Origin of the sequence: Sorlinia euscelidii (assembly GCF_036452135.1) — a bacterium.
GTDB classification, from domain to species: Bacteria; Pseudomonadota; Alphaproteobacteria; order Acetobacterales; family Acetobacteraceae; genus Sorlinia; species Sorlinia euscelidii.
This window is the reverse complement of the sequence record NZ_JAWJZZ010000008.1, coordinates 1-15,000: the sequence shown is the minus strand read 5'-3', so window position 1 is coordinate 15,000 and position 15,000 is coordinate 1. Positions and strand designations below refer to the sequence as shown.

Sequence of the window (15,000 nt, the reverse complement as noted above, 5' to 3'; positions counted from 1 at the left end):
GGGGAGCTTCGCCTTGGAAAGGTCAGAAATCTCATCCGCCATCAATAGTGCGGCCAGCACAAGCGTGCGCGCTTCCCCACCCTGCGTGCCCAGGCCCCGCACGCGGTCAAAGCGTTTCTCAATCTCCGCCGCCATGGCCCGGAGGTGGTTCTCCTCACCATCCCGACAATTGACTGAGTAATTATAACCGTTGAGCTGAATTGTGACCTGAGCCATCAACGATCCTCTTCTTCGGATGTGCAGCGTTCAAGCACGTCATCGATACGTGCGATGAGAAGGTCGATGTGCGCGGCGACACTTCGTTTCTCCTCCGAGGCTTCCGACGCGGGCGCAGGTTCAGTCGCCGCGCGCCGGTCAATGGCATAGGCGATACGTTGCATAGCAGCTTCCAAACGGGTTAGAGGATCATCGTCAGCGGACATGGCTCAGCTCTCCAATGCATATGCGGCGGCGCGGTGCACGACATAATGACCGGGACAGGGAAGCTTTTTCGGCTCCAAGCGTCAAGGGGGTAGGGTTCGATTGAAATCATATGGCCGTTTCATAGAAATTTCCGACCGGTTGACCGCCGCACGTGTCACCGGATGGTCACGAGGTCGGCGGATCACTTTCATTTCCCCCGTTGATTGCGCTGCCCTGATGGGCTTCCCCTGGTGGCATGCTATCGTCTCAGGACTCGATATTCCGTCCGTAGTTGATTGTGGTGACTCGGCCAATCTGGCCGCGACCTCCTTGCGTGGGGGGCACTCAGGCGTGGTTTTTCAGGGAAACGCCGCGCAACGGGCCGCTTTGACAGTGTTGGCACAAACATGCGGCGCTGAGATTTTATCAGAGCGACCCGCAGCCTTAAAGTTAAAACCCGAATTCCCGGAACATTATCAGCAGCACCTCTTATCAGAATATCTGGATAATGGCGCCACAGAATAAGGATGTTGTACATGCACGACGCCGCCAACAGGACGGAACTTTACCTGGCCGCCGCCACATCATTTTCGGGTGGCGACGCTCTGTCCTGCTTCGAATCCGTCTTGAACCGTTATCAGCCCGCCGCGTTCCGCGTCGATTTTGACGGTGAGGCGCAAATTCGACAACAAGTCGAGATGATCCAGGCGCTGTAGCGGGCCGTCAGGTTTTTCACTCGAGGCAAGAGGTTTTTCACCCCGGAGAAGCTTGGTTACCGGAAAAATCACATAGAATTTTGGCGGACGAACAAGTTGTCAAAATCGATTTTCTCAGGTTCGCAAAAAACAGTGCCGATAAAGCTTTGTCTTTGGGCACATCGTTTGATCAGTCACCGAGTCCGAAGGCGGAGCAACTCCAAGAGGCGGATCCATTCGTCTCCCGCTGCTGCCATTGAGAAGAATTGAACTCAGAGCAACTGGATACGAAGAAACTGTTGGCATTAGGAACAAATTCAGAAATTCATTTGAGCACAAATGTTCTGAATCCCTTCGAGAAGAAACTCCAAGTTCCACGTCTTGCCCATATTTTTCATACACTCCTGCACGAAGGCTCTGCCGCCATATCTGAGCCGCTGGTGCTCTAAGCTTTGGATCATAGCTTCGCGATCTTGTTGAACAACGCACCACTTACCGGATGGCATTCCCGCTAAGTTAGATGGATGCAGAGCTCGATAAAGGATTGCGTGATAAAATTCGAATGTGTCGAAAAGGAGTTCGTAGTGTTCGTCCGATCGGACTAAGGAGCGAAACGGTTCTCTCAGCTTAGTATACATCCACGTGCTCAAAGGGACTGCTTTGCCTACTCCCCCAAAAAGGGGCGAGAACATCGCTGGGTATGGATTCAGAGCGAATCTGAAACGCACAGCTGCAACGCTATCCAGATTCCGTTCAGAAGGCGTTGGCGTCAACATTAGTTCTGAGAAGAGAGAAGGACGGTTAGTGAGGAGGCTTACCATCCCGGTGGTATAATAGAGAAGCCGCGCCGGATACTCGCATACGGGTTCCCACGATTGATGAGGCGTGTCGAAATGGTAAGGTTCGTTCCGGACGGACTCGCTTACCGCATCTAACAGGAAGGAATCGAATTCTCCTGAAGTCCATCGCCCCACAGTCGCAGTCAGAGAAACGATTGTCTCAGCACTCGCATCATACGCTTTTATGCGATCGCACATCGTTTGCGGGGACAGTATTACGGGTTCTTGAGGAGGGCGGTCGAACCAATTTGTCAAAGCATCAGTCAGGGCGTCATGATAAAGATCGTATAATTGGACCCGTTTAGAATTGTCACCAACATACCGTTTTGCAGCCCCTACTGCGGCGGCGACGTCAAGCGGGTGCGGTCGATCGAATTCCTCCAATCCATGGATGCGGCTCATAAGGTCAGCGAAGAATTTGTCTGCCGACTCGATGTCGATAAGCGAAGCTTTTCTGTCGTCGACAACGGATTGCGCAGCCTTCTCCAACGGATCGCGTCTCGTCCAATACCAGGAAAAGCGACGATCCACCGTGCCGTTTATAGCTTCTCGCAAAGCTGTATCGTAGGTCGCCGACCAACCGCATACGACCACGCCGTAATCGTCAAAAACCTGTTTGATTAAGTTCAAGGTCGCAGGGTCGAAAGAACCTAGTTCTTTTTCAATATTGAGAATCTGCGGATCGAGATAATCGCCGTGGACTTTGATGATGCAGCTCCTTTCGAAACGGAGGGGCATCATTCCTTTCGCTTTACTCGGACTATCGATGACGACATGAGGCACGCCTCTCGACGCCAAGGCTTGCTCCAAGAGCCGATCGAAGTTCGTCGTGACGACAACTTTGACGAGGCCTTTTTCCATAAGTTCAGCGATGACATGATGGGCGTTAGTCGGCAATTTTTTGCCTTGTTCTCGCTCTTCCGGCGTTGGCTCGAAAAGCCTTTTCAAATATTGCTGACGATCGGTTTCTGTTTTGAAGAGCTTTTCCAGAAGCTCGGAGTAACTCGGCGGGCTCCCGAACGCTGATTTATACCACTCTTCCGGCCGGTCACCGCAATCATGCCCTTCAGCAGCGGCCAGCTTCTTGATGAGTTCGATGACGACGCCCCAACCGGTCGGAATTCCGGCAGCACTCGAAATTCCTGATCCAAGGAGCATAGCGTAGGCTCCGGGTTTGGATCGCATGGAGAACGCGAGAGATGTAATGGGACTCATATCGGGCATCTTGATTTCCTCTACGGCTTTCAAGAGGCATGACCATCAGCTTGAAGATGATGAGATCTTTTCTGAGAACAAAAACAGCCAGACCCTTGATCTCCGTGATCCGTAAGACCTTCCCACACGAGAGTCCATGCTTTCGATACTTTTAGTTTCGTCTACGTCATCACCGCCTGATCTTTGGCTTTCAACGACTCAATGCCCCCCTTCCCCTCCCCCACCTCTAGCGGAAACGGGTAAGGTGGCAATGGCTGAAACCGTGTCGGGCGCTTCCTCGCCGTCGCATCCCGATCAAACACGACGAGCCGCGCGGCGATTGCCTCGGCATAGAGGTCTTGAACGCAATCCATCAGCCGCCATTGACGTCGCCGAAGCTGCTCATTTTCATCAGCCACGACCTTATTCCGCCTCATGAGGTCTTCATTGAGCCGGAGCGCCTGCGCCCCTGCCTCAAGCCTGTCGCGCCGGGCAGACACACGTGCGGCGGCGGCCTTGCCGTACCAGCCTGCCACACCCGCAATGAAGTCACTCACAAACGACCCGTAAGATTGCCAGAGCGCACCGAGGTTAGAGAGCAGCATCGAAACCCCACTGCGCATCCATCCACGCCACCCGGCCGCGAAACCACTCTTGAATGTAAGAGATCGACCAACGCCCATCATAAGCCAGGTCCGGCCGCACTGTATTTTCGCCGCCTCGACTCCAATTTTCGAGGTCGTCCGTCATGGAAGCGCCGTCAATGAGCGCGATCTGCCGCCGGATAATCCTGGTGAGGTTTTCGGCTGAAATAACGCCTGCCAGCCGCAGTTCGGCCCAGCGCGCTCGGAGCTCCGGCCGCAGATTCCGCTGAATGATGTCGAAGATGCCCGGATCCTGGTCCGCCGTGCCGCCGCGCACGGTGATCCAGCCAATCTTATCTGGCGCGGCGGCCGCCCGATCCTGCCAGGCCGTGATGCCAAACGTTCGGTCGTGGTCAAACGGCCATACACTCCATCGCTCCCCGTCCCAGGTGCCGAGAAACAAATTATTCTGCATCGAGTCATACGAACCCGTGACGTTGATCATGATCAGGTAATCAAGCCACGACCGCACATGTAGATATTGATGCATGTCCTTCCGTAATTGAGTCTCATCGGCGCGACAGGCTTGGAACCACTTGAAAAGCCTCTCGCACGCCGCCTGGACGTCAGCGGCTTTCTGCGAGATGTCTTCCTGATCTTCGTATCCGTCAATTGAAGGGGACTGAACGGTCCAGTCGCGGCTGTCGAAATCGCGATCCCAGACGTTCCACGTATGCTGAGCCTGCATCAGGATATGCTGACGGTTGTTTTCATCCATCAAATAATCGGCATTTGTCGTCCGCGACCGCCAAACGACGAGCTCCTGGAATGCACCGTTCCACCACAACTCACAGGGCAGCCCGTCCGTGCTGAACATGGCGCGTAGGTTCGTGCCGCAATTCATTTTATCCCAATATTGATAGGCTGACGTCGGGGCCAAAAGCCCATCAGGGTGGGCATGAATTTGCCGCCACAGTGCGGTCGCCGTTGTCTCCCGAATAAGGGTCCGATCCGTGCCGTAACCCTTCAGCGTGATCGTCCAGGTCGGCGACCAATCGCCCATTTTCACGTAGAGCTTCTTGCCGTTGGAAGGTCGCCGCAGCTTGAGGTTATAATTCTTTTTCAGAGCCTCCTGACTCGATTGACCCTGCACGTTGCGCAGGCCAACCGCACTGAAAAGCGGAAGGGTCCCGTCATAAAATGAGACCGAAATCGGCACGTCTGACGCGTTGGGATTTGACAGCTCCCCGTCAATGAGAATGCGCATGACGCGCGACGGCCGATCAATTGTGACCGTCTTGAATTCTTCGACCACTTTCGGGCCGAGCGTTAGGACGCCGCCATTATTGATAAAACCCGTCGTCGGGATTTTGACATCGTTGCTCAAAATCCAACCCTCCCGAAGAGTAAGTCAGAATCGTCAATCCGCGTGAACGTGGCGACTGTGATGGCGGCCGGGCGGCTATCGACAAAAGGGGCGCGGCCCTCCTGCCACTTCACGCCGGACGGCCACGCCACTTCGCATCCTCCGTCCAGAGGCTGCTGAATGACGATCGTCATGGATTGACGCTCGGCCGCCTTACCTGCATCAATGTCGATCGAAGCATCGCCAGCCAGCAAAAGGCGATACACGACATCGCCGAAGATCGGCTGTTGCAGAGAATAGACACCTGAAACAGCCAGATGCGTCTTAACAGGGACGCCATGCTCCCATTTAGCTGCCATGCTGCGCCGCCTCCAACGCTGCGAGACGGGTTTCAAAATCCCGTTGCTTCATCATTTGACATGTGCTCATCAGCATGAGCAGCTCGATATAATTAAGAGATTGTCGGACACGTGGCTGACCGTTCTCATCCAGAAGCGGCTTTGTCTCATAACGATAGTCAATTTTTGGAATTTTAAGCGTCGTCTCAAGACCGGTCTTCGGATCGACGATCTTCTTTTCCTCAGTGGTCTCGACGGCGATCTGATCTTTCTTCATCAGCGGCTCTTGCGACCAAAGCGACCACTCTGCTGGGTCGAGCCCTGAATCCTTTAATGCGGCTTCCACAGCCTGCGCGATAACGCCGACATGCGTCCGGGCATCTCCGGCCTTATCCGACACGGCCGTCTTATATCGATATAAGACGGGACTGAGGGCGTCATAAAATGCGAGGAGCTTCGCGCGATCAGCGTATTCCGGCTCCAGCAGCGCCTGTAATACGTCCTTCTCGTTGGCGTCCGAGACCTGATTAACGGTGCCTGCAAGGAACAGATTATTGAACCGATTTCCTGCACCGCCCAGATTCGTGACGCCATCCTGATCTGAATCGAAATATGCCGCCCGAATGCTCAACTCCGCATCGTAGCCATTACCGGTGCCGCCGCGTGCGATGATGGATGCATCCGCTGAATTGACGTTCGTAGCATCGTTCTCATTGATGATGTAGGACTTCGCGGCGCAGAAGAAATTGAGGAATTGCCAGTTGCCATTGTCTGGGCGGCCGGTCCACTGACAAGCCGTGCTACCCGGCAAACCGAGGTGGCTAAACCCCCAATCTGTATAAAGGCGGTAGCCCCATCGGTTGCTATCAAGAGCCGTCGTCCCGGAATAAACATTGAAAAATTTATGCCCCCCGTCGTGCCGGGCGGCGAGATGTTGGTGAAACTCGTCCCGGCACTTCCGGGTGGGTCATTCCAACTCACCTGCGCGCCCTGACCGAGCAGGGCACCGGAGTAAGAGGCGGAAGCCGCTGCAAGGACACCTTTCCTCATCCCCGCGACCTGGTCAAAATCCGGCAGCGCAACATCCGTTTTAGCGACAGCACCATTGGCTGCACTCTGCGCAGCCTCGGCCGCTTTCGCCGCATCCAATGCTCCATTAAAGGCTTCCTGCGCTTTCTGAATGGCTTCGGCAGCGGCTTGCACGGCAGACGCGACACTCCCACCGAGGCCCGACGTGTCCGCAACAAAATCTGCCAGGGTCGGCCGTGTCCGACCACCATCGCCAGAAACAGTGCAGTCATCCAGAGCGAGGCCCTTAGGCGCTGCCGGATATGGAATGTCAGTCATAGTTTGCCTCCCTCGGCCACGAGCAGGCCGGAATTACTGATGGTGTCAGGGTAATGGACCGAGCCATCCGTCATCACGACGGGGCTTGACCCGATGAGATAGAGCCCGTTCGGCATGGGCTTGGCGCGCGACACATAAGCGTCGCCCGCGATAAATACCGGGCCATTCCGTGTGAAATCCTCGGGCAGGACGCCTCGCGATTTGACGGGCCTCAACCAGCCTGAAGCGTCTTCATAAATCTGATCGACGCCGAGTTTTTGTCCAATCTGCGCCTTCAAATCTGCCGTTTTAGTCGTGACAATGCCTTCGGCGTGCGCAAGCACGAGAGCCAATAAAGGTGCGAGCTGCACGGATTGAATCGAGTGGTCCGAGAGCGTTAATTCAAGCGTGGCTCCATCCTTCGTGATGGATATCTTTTCGAGCCCGACGCCCCGCGGACCCGGCTGACCCTCCGCGCCTGGCGCGGTGGCGCTGATCAGGATGTTGCGTCGCCCGTTTGAACGGGCAGGGTCCACGGCCACCGTCATTAATCCGTCACGCGCTCGACGCAGGCGATGCGTAACGTCTCCGAGTAGGAGACGAGGCCATCTGCCTCGGTGAATTTGACATCGACCTGCATGAGCCCGACCGGCCAGGAATTCGTCGAGCCCGGGAAACTCAGGGTAAAGCCTGCCGGGTCATTTTTAATTTTACCGACATCGAGATCGGCAATCAGCGCGCCTTTGGAATCTTTCAACTGTGCTGCAATTTCGACGGCGTGGCAGTCTCGCGGCGATCCATCCGCGTTTAGATTTCGGCAGGTGAGCGCGAAAGACGCGCCGCGTTTGAGGACAAAGTCTGCCATCTCACTGCCCCGTTTTCATAATATAGTGAAGATAAACGCTGGGCTGCTGCGTGCTCACCTGCACGGAGTGAGAGTGGCTGCCATCCCAATTGAGCCCATGACTATGGCCACGATTGCCGCCAGCCCATTCCGTATGCATGGGCCATTTGTCATTGTCCTGCGCCAAGGGGCTCATCGCCTGGCCTTTATGTCCTTCATAATCGACATTGTGATATTTAAATTCGTGATTGTGGCTCGGCATCTCATCAACGGTGAGTTGATGATCGAGCGTGTTGCCACCGTGCCCGTGCCAACCCTGGACATTCGTCGAGGCCGAACTTGTCCAATCGCCCGCGCGCTTGCCGATCGGATTATTACCTGCACCGACCACGACCTGATCCCGCAGGTCCGGCGTGCCGTTCGTGCCGTCACAAATCACCCATCCGAGCGGGACAGCATTTTTCTCGCCGTACCAGATGATGATCGCACCGCGCGGAAGCGCGTCGAGATAGCATCCCGACGGGTCCAGCACGCGATTGCGCGCGCCGAAATACCACACATGATCGACACCGCCATAATCCGTGAAAACCAGCCGCGCCGCTGTTTTATCCCCGCCGACCTGAACTGCATCGGTGATTTCGAGCGAGAGCGCCATTTTCCCGTATCCCAGCGCCTTAAGGCCGGGAAAATGAACAATGTCGTTTTTCTGCGGTGCTGCGTCCGGCCCTGTACCGCCATAAGGCGTCGAACTTGCCCCGGCCGTGATATCATCCTTGGCGATAAGATATTGGACCGTCCCGCCTGTCAGAGGCAGGTAGGTGTTGGTGTAGGCAATCTCACCGATTTTCCGGCCGTTGACGTAGAGTGAAACACCGGTCGGCCCATTGCCAATATTGATTTTATCGGTCGTTTGATCGCCCGCGCCGCCTTGTTCGATGGGCGTAAACCCGACATCTACGGACGTGGCCGCCGCATCAACGATTTTTTTATTGCGTCATAAACCTGCGTCAGCACGTCATTCGACGGATCCAGCCCCGCTTTATGAATAAGGTAGACTAGTTCATTACGTAATTGATTATGATCAGCCGCCTCCAAAACCGTGCCCTGCACGCCTTTCGTGGGGTCTTGATCCGCATATTGCCGACGACCTTTCGCATCCACGATATGGCCAGAGGCTTGGGTGTAATCCACCATCAGGCGTCATCCTCATATTTAAAAACAAGAGTGGTGTCGGCCGGGGCGAGACGACGCATCGGGCATTCCAGCCCGGTGCTGTGATTGGGCAATCGGACGACCCAGATAAAACGGAGTGACATCGTGCCGCATCGCTGCACGCCGCAGCGGCTCGGCCCGTGCACTGGGAGCTCGGGCTCTATGATCTCGATCGTCACACCGGCCGCCTCAGCGAGGCGCTTGAAAAAAGCGCGGCTCACGCCAGAGGACGCGACCCAGCGCTGAAATGTGAGCGACCGGCGTTGGGCGATGGAGAGATCGCCAACATCCCGCCCACACGGGTCCGGCCCGAGAACGGCCTCGTAATCCGATAAGAGCGCTGACGCATCACGTGGAGAAATCTCGGCGCGTAGCCCTTCGATATCCTGTTCCAGCCCTGCCAGCGGCACGGCGAATGCGAGGAGAAAACGTGAGAGGTTGCTGCCCTCCCCGCGCGCCCACTTCCCTGTCGGTAGCAGGTCGTTGACCCACTCATCGCGAATCTGTTCGGCAGACCGACTCATGACGCGCCCTGCCATTGAATCGCGCCGAGCACGGCAATCTCGGTCGGAGCGAGTTGAATGTCAGCCCGCGGCTCAATGAGATCATTGGCCGTGCCGTTGATCGTGCTGATCACAGCAGCGATCTCCGCTGCATGGATTTTCCCCCCGATCGATTTGGACGGGAAATAGGCTTTCAATTCCGCCGTGATCTGCTGCCGCGCCTGCGTCGTATCTGGATTGAGCGCGATAATGAGGTTTTGGGGTGCGACCGATGCCGCAGCCACGGTCACATTGCCGCGGATCGGCCGCTTCAGGTCGATCTCTGCCTGTATCTGATGCACTTGGGATGGCGACGGAATTACCGCACCTGGCATCGCGATGATGACACCCACCGTGCCCGCGCCCATCCATCCGGGGATCACATTAACATAGGCCGCACCCGCATCCTGCGCCCAACGCGTGTAATCGGATGCTGTCCCGCCGCCGATTGGCGCGCGGATCGCGGTGATAATGCGCGCGCGCCACGCCTCTACCGCTTCCACCTCCGCGCCGCCTGCAATGCCCTCGTGATCCGTGACGGCGCTCTTCACCGACGAAACGGGTGAGACGAGTGTCAAAGCGACCCCGCCTGCAAGATTGCCCGCCGTTCCCGTCACGGAAGCCTTGACCGGCACGGCGCTCGCACTGTCCGGCGCCAGCGTCGTCGATTTCGTTACAAGCCATTGGACGGCACCGTCTGAAACGAAGGCCGTGTTGATCGGCAGTGTCACTGTATCTGACGCTGTCACAAGCACATTGCCTATTGCGGCAGCGGCAGGGCGGCGCGGCGTTGACCACATTTCCGCATGTTCGGGCAGCAGGCCGTTTTCCGTGGCGGTGGTGACCATCATTTCGAGCAGTGCGTCTCGAATGTGGCCGTAGACTTCGCTTAATGCCAAAGCCCAGACCGTGCTTAAAACCTGTTCCAGCGTCTGGGGCGCATTGGGGTCGAGCCGCACGGTTGAACCGTCAGACGCCGTGAATTGCTGCGTCAACATGGCGGCGGCAATGCGTTGTGCAAGTGTTGAGGGCGAAGGGATCGGCCAGCTCATACGCCGCCCCCCACACGGTAGGAAAGCGTCACTCGGCCGATCACCGCTTTGACACTTAGGCGGTTGCCGTTCTCAAGCGAGGCGGACACGCTTTTATCGACGCCGTGCCAATCACAGATCGGGTCAAGCGCCTCTTCTGCGTAAGCAGCACCAAGGCGACGGTCGAGCTCATCATATTTGCCGCGCGACAAAAGCCAAAGCCGTGAGCCCAGCCGCGTGCCGTCCAGCAGGACATCACCGACCCAACCCCGCCTGGCGCGCAGCGCATCCACCTGGCTCAGCAAACCATCCAAAGAGTTCGGAAGTTCGTCATCCTCTTGGGCGCGTCGATCACTTTGAAATGCGATCAGCGCCGAAGTTGCGAGGGTTTTATCGACTGCCAGCGTGCCGCGACCCGCACGCGTGGGCGATATGATGAGGTCCAGAAGACCATCCTGATCCGGCCGCATCAAAAGGGTCGAGGTAATATCCATGCGACCATGATGCTCTTACGCAGCACTTATATTCAGGCTGCATGATTTCAACGCGGAGGGGGAATTATTCCTGCGGGGGGCTCGTCGGTTGACCAGGCTGCGCTGAAAGATGCGCGTGGTTTTTCAGGCTGATCCCGGCAGATTTGACATCCTGCTGTGCCGTCAACGTGCCGTCAAGTCTCGCGTCACCCTGCACTTCAACATCCCCATTAACGTGCAGCACACCGTCAATTGACACTTTGCCTTCCGTAACACGCAAAACGGTCTTTCCGGCAATGGCGACGTTTAGCTCTTCCAGCGCATCGACCTGCACCAGGCGACCGTCGCGGAAATGAAGTTTTTGCCCCGCCGCGTCGTAAAGCGCCGTTTCGCCTTCCTTCAATCCGCCCATGCGGGCCGTCATCGGGTTCGCAGGCGGCAGGGCGACCGGGTCCGCGTGATCACCTCCCGCGTGCAGCACCATCGTCACGGCACCATCAATCGGAGCGTGGCTGGTGAAGCCAAAAGGATAATGCACCGGCACCCTGCTTTTTACATGGCCGAGATGCGTGGCGAGCGTGAGCGTCTGGTCCCCTGCCTCATCATCAAGGTCATGGATCACCGCACGCGCAAATAAGCCGCGCAGCCCCATTACTAAACCTGTCAAATCATCGCTCATCGCGCCCGCGCCCTGATCTTGCCGCTTCGGCGCATACCGCGCTGCACGCGATCCTGCGCGCCAGTCAAATCATATGTGTCGAGGGGCACGACGCTGATGCGGGTCCGATATCCGCTCGCATCTGCCACATAGGTGACTGCGCCAATTAGCATGTCCTGGTCGATACCGGCATAGGGGTCACTAACATAGACAATCGTGTTCGGCCGCCAGAGCACGCCATGCACGCCGTAGCCCTGCACAGTGTAGAGGCGGATCGTGCCATGGGCGCGGGTGGTGCGCATGCGCCAGTCGGCTTGATCCTGTAATGTCCAGGGACTGCTCGGCTGACGCGGCGGGCGCGCTTTGCGTTTCTTATGGCGTTTTTGCCCGTGATAGGCTTTAGGCGCAGGACCATAATGCGCGCTGAGGCCCTCCGCCGTTGAATCGAGCTTGACGTCCTGCGCCATCTGAGTCGGTTCCGAGCCGCCTGATTGCGTGGCGGCGAGAAAGACGGCGGGGCGATAGCGATTCAATGACGGGTCAATCGCGTGGCCGTAACGCAGCACGGCACGGCGTTCGATCTCACTCGCACTCAAGGTGGATGATGGTGCGGGATTGCTTTTGCCCGGTTTCATACCCGCATGAAGCGGGGCTTTTGGCGGCCGCAAAACACTTTTGAACGCGCCCTTAACGTAGATGTCAGAGAAATGCCCACGCGCGTCGATCTGCGTTTCCGCCTCGATTATGTTGTCGCCGACGCGCAGCGCACCCGGTGCGCGGGTCGTTCCCGCACGCGTCAATCGCAGTCCTCCGACACCGTCGGACACGACGAGCGCGCCACGCTGACGTGAGAGCTTCTCCACAGCACTTAAAACCCGATCGCTCGGCTCAACCGCAACCAGTGTGAAAGGTGCGCCGGGATCGATATCGGACTTCACCGGTATCCCGAAAGGCTTGGTCAATCGTCCGACAATCGTCGTCAGATCGACCTGGCGGTATTCACCCGGTCCCAGAGGATTGGCGCAGCAATCAACGAGATCACCCGTGACATCACGGCCTGAAATGATGGCCTCAACCTGTCCATCGGCGATACGCAATTGGACAGCATCCACGAAGCCCTTGAGCACCGTCTCATCCCCGATGCGGATTTCCGCGTGATCATGCTCTTTAATCATGGCGAATTCCGGCTTGTCGCCGCCCAGCGCATCAAAGGCGCGTGCCGTATCGAGATAGGAGATGCGGAAGGCCCCTGCGATCTCCGCCAGATCGCGCCCGGCTTCGATGGCCTCTGCACTCTTCAGACGCTTGCCATTGATGAATGCCACCATGCCTGCGCCAGACACATGGATCGTTGATGAGGCTGGAGCTGAAGCCAAAGCGTCAGCCATCTGACGTTACCTCTTGCAGCAGCTTCAATTTGCCCGGCCCCGATAGAGCCGGATGCCGGATATGATTGCGGGAAATCATATCCCGCCATAAATCCTCAACTTTTTCTGGACGGTCCCCACCCACACTGTAAGCGATGAGCCAGCTGCTCATCGCGCGCGGTAAAGTCACGGAAGAGACAGTAGGCAAGCGGCCGAGCCTTTCAGAAATATCGGCCGTGACCGCTGCCCTCAAATCACTGATGGCCTGTGCCACGCCGTTTGTAGGGACGGTCGCCGATGAACGTGCGTTTATGCGGTCGATGTCGGCGGCAATCTCGTCCAGCATTTTAACCAGACGGTCTCGCCAGGTGATCGCATCTTCCTGGCTTTGGTAGATCAGCGCCGCCGCCGCAGCCACGATTTGGGCGGCGAGCATGGCTTCATTGACAAGTGACAGGCCACGCACAGCATTGACATCGGCCGCCGCACTCTCAGCAGTTCGGCTTTTCTCTCGTAAGGCCGACGCGGCTGAAATGAGAAGCGGCGTGACCTGCCGTGCGTCCAGCACATTATTGGTCTCACCCACGACCTCCTCAGCCGAGGCAATCGCCGGGCGGCCACTACCTGAAACCGAGCTGGCGATGGATGCGGGAACATCAACGAGAAGCGTCGCCAGGCGATCCGCAAATTCCGTCTCATTATTATGCGCCGGGATCGCGATCCCTTCATTGAGCGTTGACAAAGCTGGTGCCGCCGCATCACGCACGCTTAAAGGGGCCGTGTTGCCCGCGACCGCATTCCAGACACCCTGCGCGATCTGAACAACATTCGTCGCAGCACTTATCAAAGCCAGCGGCAGAGTAGCCGGAGATAGGATGCGCCGCGCGGCGATCAGCGCCTCATCCATCAACCGGTCCGCTGTCTCCAGGACTGAGGTCAGCGTGTCTTCAACTCGCCCGAAAAGCCCGCGCTTCGTTTTCGGGGCCGGATCGCGCACGAATGTGGCGCTGAACCGTGCCAGGCGAATATTGCCGTCACTGAAAACGATGGTCCCGGTCTGGAGAATCCGGCAGCGCATCGTCCCCAGCCAGGGATGAACCAACGTGGCAGGACCCGCCTTGCGCAACGCGTCACGCATGCGCTTGGCGCGGATCACATAATCATCCCCGATGATCAGTCCCTCAACGCGGATCGGCCCGTCGAGCGCGCCAAAATCCTGCATGCGAAAATCACTGCGCCCCGGGAAGTAGAGCTGAAGGAGGCGGCGGCCCGTCTCTTCCTGGACGTTCGGCATGGCAAATCGCACGCCACGCCAGGCCGCGATCGACAGCAGTTGATTGAACGCGGGTCCGGCAATGCCGCCAAGAATATCGGTCTGGCTGCCCAACGACCCCGCGCCCAACCCGTCAATCCGTCAAAAGCGCTCATGGGATGGCCACCATGCGCCCACGATCAGGCTTAATAGAGACGCGCTGCGGGCCGGATGTCTGTCTGACCTTCACGCCGGTCATGCGTCACGTGGAGCTCGAATTTTCCGCTATGCTGCGCCGATACGCCATTGGCAGCCAGCATCGATTCCTGTAGCCCCGGCTGAGCAAACGGGCCCCGGCTTATCCGACCATTGCTTGAACGTGCTGCTCTGAAAAAAGGCTGAAGTGCCGGAGGGCCACATGACTTCTCGCCCAGCCAGCTGGCCCAGGCTGACAAGTGCCATGCTCGGCTGGAATAAGGCTTGATTTTATCCCAGTGCTTCCACGCTCGTAACCCGCGATCACGGCCGTGGTCACGCCCAGGATCGCCCAGCCAATCGGGCCGATCGCAATAAGGAGGCCGGCCAATGCGCGGCCGACGACCGTGAGGATTGAGCGGAGCCCGAATAGCCGGAATAGCCAGCCCGCTGTCACTGCGTTGACCAGGCTTAATCCGGCCCGCAATGGGATCATGATTGCGCCAAGCGCACCTAACCCGGCGGTCACGCCCAGCACCACGCCAACCACGCCCGTTATAGCGGACGCAAAACCGTGACGAGTTTTGTCGAGCCAATCGAAAGCGACGGTAACACCATGTAGCACGCGCGTGGCGACATTGAGGACAGGCACGAAAGCCGCGCCGATGCGCCGCTCCAATTG

At 57.5% G+C, this 15,000-nt stretch carries 19 protein-coding genes and 1 pseudogene (1 of these 20 only partly in view); 1 reads left to right on the top strand and 19 read right to left on the bottom strand.

Annotated elements, in window-relative coordinates; translation table 11 throughout:
* Together CGLAMM_RS11005 and CGLAMM_RS11000 are read right to left on the bottom strand one after the other, a co-directional pair.
* On the bottom strand, positions 1-216 hold the 5' portion of the coding sequence (locus CGLAMM_RS11005; protein WP_394818658.1) for a cell division protein ZapA. The gene continues 126 nt to the left of window position 1, outside the view; 216 of the gene's 342 nt are visible here — the first part of the coding sequence; the start codon lies at positions 214-216; its stop codon lies off the left edge, out of view.
* A complete protein-coding gene (locus tag CGLAMM_RS11000) occupies positions 216-422 on the bottom strand; it encodes a hypothetical protein (RefSeq protein ID WP_394818659.1) in 207 nt (68 codons plus the stop codon). Before CGLAMM_RS11000 ends, CGLAMM_RS11005 begins: the two co-directional genes overlap by 1 nt.
* A 516-nt stretch (positions 423-938) precedes the next feature.
* Between CGLAMM_RS11000 and CGLAMM_RS10995 the strand changes: the two genes are divergently transcribed.
* Positions 939-1,118 (top strand): hypothetical protein, encoded by a 180-nt coding sequence (locus CGLAMM_RS10995; protein WP_394818660.1) that lies wholly within the window; start codon positions 939-941, stop codon positions 1,116-1,118.
* 296 nt (positions 1,119-1,414) lie between these two features.
* Here the strand turns inward: CGLAMM_RS10995 and CGLAMM_RS10990 are convergent, their stop codons facing one another.
* The 17 genes and pseudogenes from CGLAMM_RS10990 to CGLAMM_RS10910 form a co-directional block, all read right to left on the bottom strand.
* Positions 1,415-3,160 (bottom strand): SIR2 family protein, encoded by a 1,746-nt coding sequence (locus CGLAMM_RS10990; RefSeq protein WP_418115693.1) that lies wholly within the window; start codon positions 3,158-3,160, stop codon positions 1,415-1,417.
* Between the two features lie 152 nt (positions 3,161-3,312).
* Positions 3,313-3,735: a hypothetical protein gene (locus CGLAMM_RS10985; protein WP_418115692.1), complete on the bottom strand. Its 423-nt coding sequence runs from the start codon at positions 3,733-3,735 to the stop codon at positions 3,313-3,315.
* Positions 3,722-5,101 carry a CotH kinase family protein gene (locus CGLAMM_RS10980; protein ID WP_394818663.1) on the bottom strand — a complete coding sequence of 460 codons (1,380 nt, stop codon included), beginning with the start codon at positions 5,099-5,101 and terminating at the stop codon, positions 3,722-3,724. The genes CGLAMM_RS10985 and CGLAMM_RS10980 overlap by 14 nt, the downstream gene beginning before the upstream one ends.
* Complete coding sequence (locus tag CGLAMM_RS10975; protein WP_394818664.1) at positions 5,098-5,439, bottom strand: hypothetical protein; 342 nt, start codon at positions 5,437-5,439, stop codon at positions 5,098-5,100. Before CGLAMM_RS10975 ends, CGLAMM_RS10980 begins: the two co-directional genes overlap by 4 nt.
* On the bottom strand, positions 5,429-6,049 hold the full coding sequence (locus tag CGLAMM_RS10970) for a tail fiber domain-containing protein (RefSeq protein ID WP_394818665.1): 621 nt from the start codon (positions 6,047-6,049) through the stop codon (positions 5,429-5,431). The genes CGLAMM_RS10975 and CGLAMM_RS10970 overlap by 11 nt, the downstream gene beginning before the upstream one ends.
* Complete coding sequence (locus CGLAMM_RS10965; protein ID WP_394818666.1) at positions 6,046-6,765, bottom strand: hypothetical protein; 720 nt, start codon at positions 6,763-6,765, stop codon at positions 6,046-6,048. The genes CGLAMM_RS10970 and CGLAMM_RS10965 overlap by 4 nt, the downstream gene beginning before the upstream one ends.
* Positions 6,762-7,286: a hypothetical protein gene (locus CGLAMM_RS10960; RefSeq protein ID WP_418115691.1), complete on the bottom strand. Its 525-nt coding sequence runs from the start codon at positions 7,284-7,286 to the stop codon at positions 6,762-6,764. The genes CGLAMM_RS10965 and CGLAMM_RS10960 overlap by 4 nt, the downstream gene beginning before the upstream one ends.
* Positions 7,287-7,291: 5 nt before the next feature.
* Positions 7,292-7,609, bottom strand: a complete 318-nt coding sequence (locus CGLAMM_RS10955) for a hypothetical protein (RefSeq protein ID WP_394818668.1) — start codon at positions 7,607-7,609, stop codon at positions 7,292-7,294.
* A gap of 1 nt (position 7,610) precedes the next feature.
* Positions 7,611-8,243 (bottom strand): hypothetical protein, encoded by a 633-nt coding sequence (locus CGLAMM_RS10950; protein ID WP_418115690.1) that lies wholly within the window; start codon positions 8,241-8,243, stop codon positions 7,611-7,613.
* A 299-nt stretch (positions 8,244-8,542) separates the two neighbouring features.
* The gene (locus CGLAMM_RS10945; protein ID WP_418115689.1) at positions 8,543-8,782 is read right to left on the bottom strand and encodes a hypothetical protein; all 240 of its coding nucleotides are present in this window, start codon (positions 8,780-8,782) and stop codon (positions 8,543-8,545) included.
* Positions 8,782-9,324: a putative phage tail protein gene (locus CGLAMM_RS10940; RefSeq protein WP_394818670.1), complete on the bottom strand. Its 543-nt coding sequence runs from the start codon at positions 9,322-9,324 to the stop codon at positions 8,782-8,784. The genes CGLAMM_RS10945 and CGLAMM_RS10940 overlap by 1 nt, the downstream gene beginning before the upstream one ends.
* On the bottom strand, positions 9,321-10,394 hold the full coding sequence (locus CGLAMM_RS10935) for a baseplate J/gp47 family protein (RefSeq protein WP_394818671.1): 1,074 nt from the start codon (positions 10,392-10,394) through the stop codon (positions 9,321-9,323). The genes CGLAMM_RS10940 and CGLAMM_RS10935 overlap by 4 nt, the downstream gene beginning before the upstream one ends.
* On the bottom strand, positions 10,391-10,867 hold the full coding sequence (locus CGLAMM_RS10930) for a phage GP46 family protein (protein ID WP_394818672.1): 477 nt from the start codon (positions 10,865-10,867) through the stop codon (positions 10,391-10,393). Before CGLAMM_RS10930 ends, CGLAMM_RS10935 begins: the two co-directional genes overlap by 4 nt.
* A 64-nt stretch (positions 10,868-10,931) precedes the next feature.
* Positions 10,932-11,525 carry a phage baseplate assembly protein V gene (locus tag CGLAMM_RS10925; protein WP_394818673.1) on the bottom strand — a complete coding sequence of 198 codons (594 nt, stop codon included), beginning with the start codon at positions 11,523-11,525 and terminating at the stop codon, positions 10,932-10,934.
* Complete coding sequence (locus CGLAMM_RS10920; protein ID WP_418115256.1) at positions 11,522-12,832, bottom strand: phage baseplate assembly protein; 1,311 nt, start codon at positions 12,830-12,832, stop codon at positions 11,522-11,524. The genes CGLAMM_RS10925 and CGLAMM_RS10920 overlap by 4 nt, the downstream gene beginning before the upstream one ends.
* 52 nt (positions 12,833-12,884) lie before the next feature.
* Positions 12,885-14,258: a DNA circularization N-terminal domain-containing protein gene (locus tag CGLAMM_RS10915; RefSeq protein WP_418115688.1), complete on the bottom strand. Its 1,374-nt coding sequence runs from the start codon at positions 14,256-14,258 to the stop codon at positions 12,885-12,887.
* Positions 14,259-14,481: 223 nt separating this feature from the next.
* Positions 14,482-15,000, bottom strand: a pseudogene (locus tag CGLAMM_RS10910) (hypothetical protein); the annotation flags it as partial.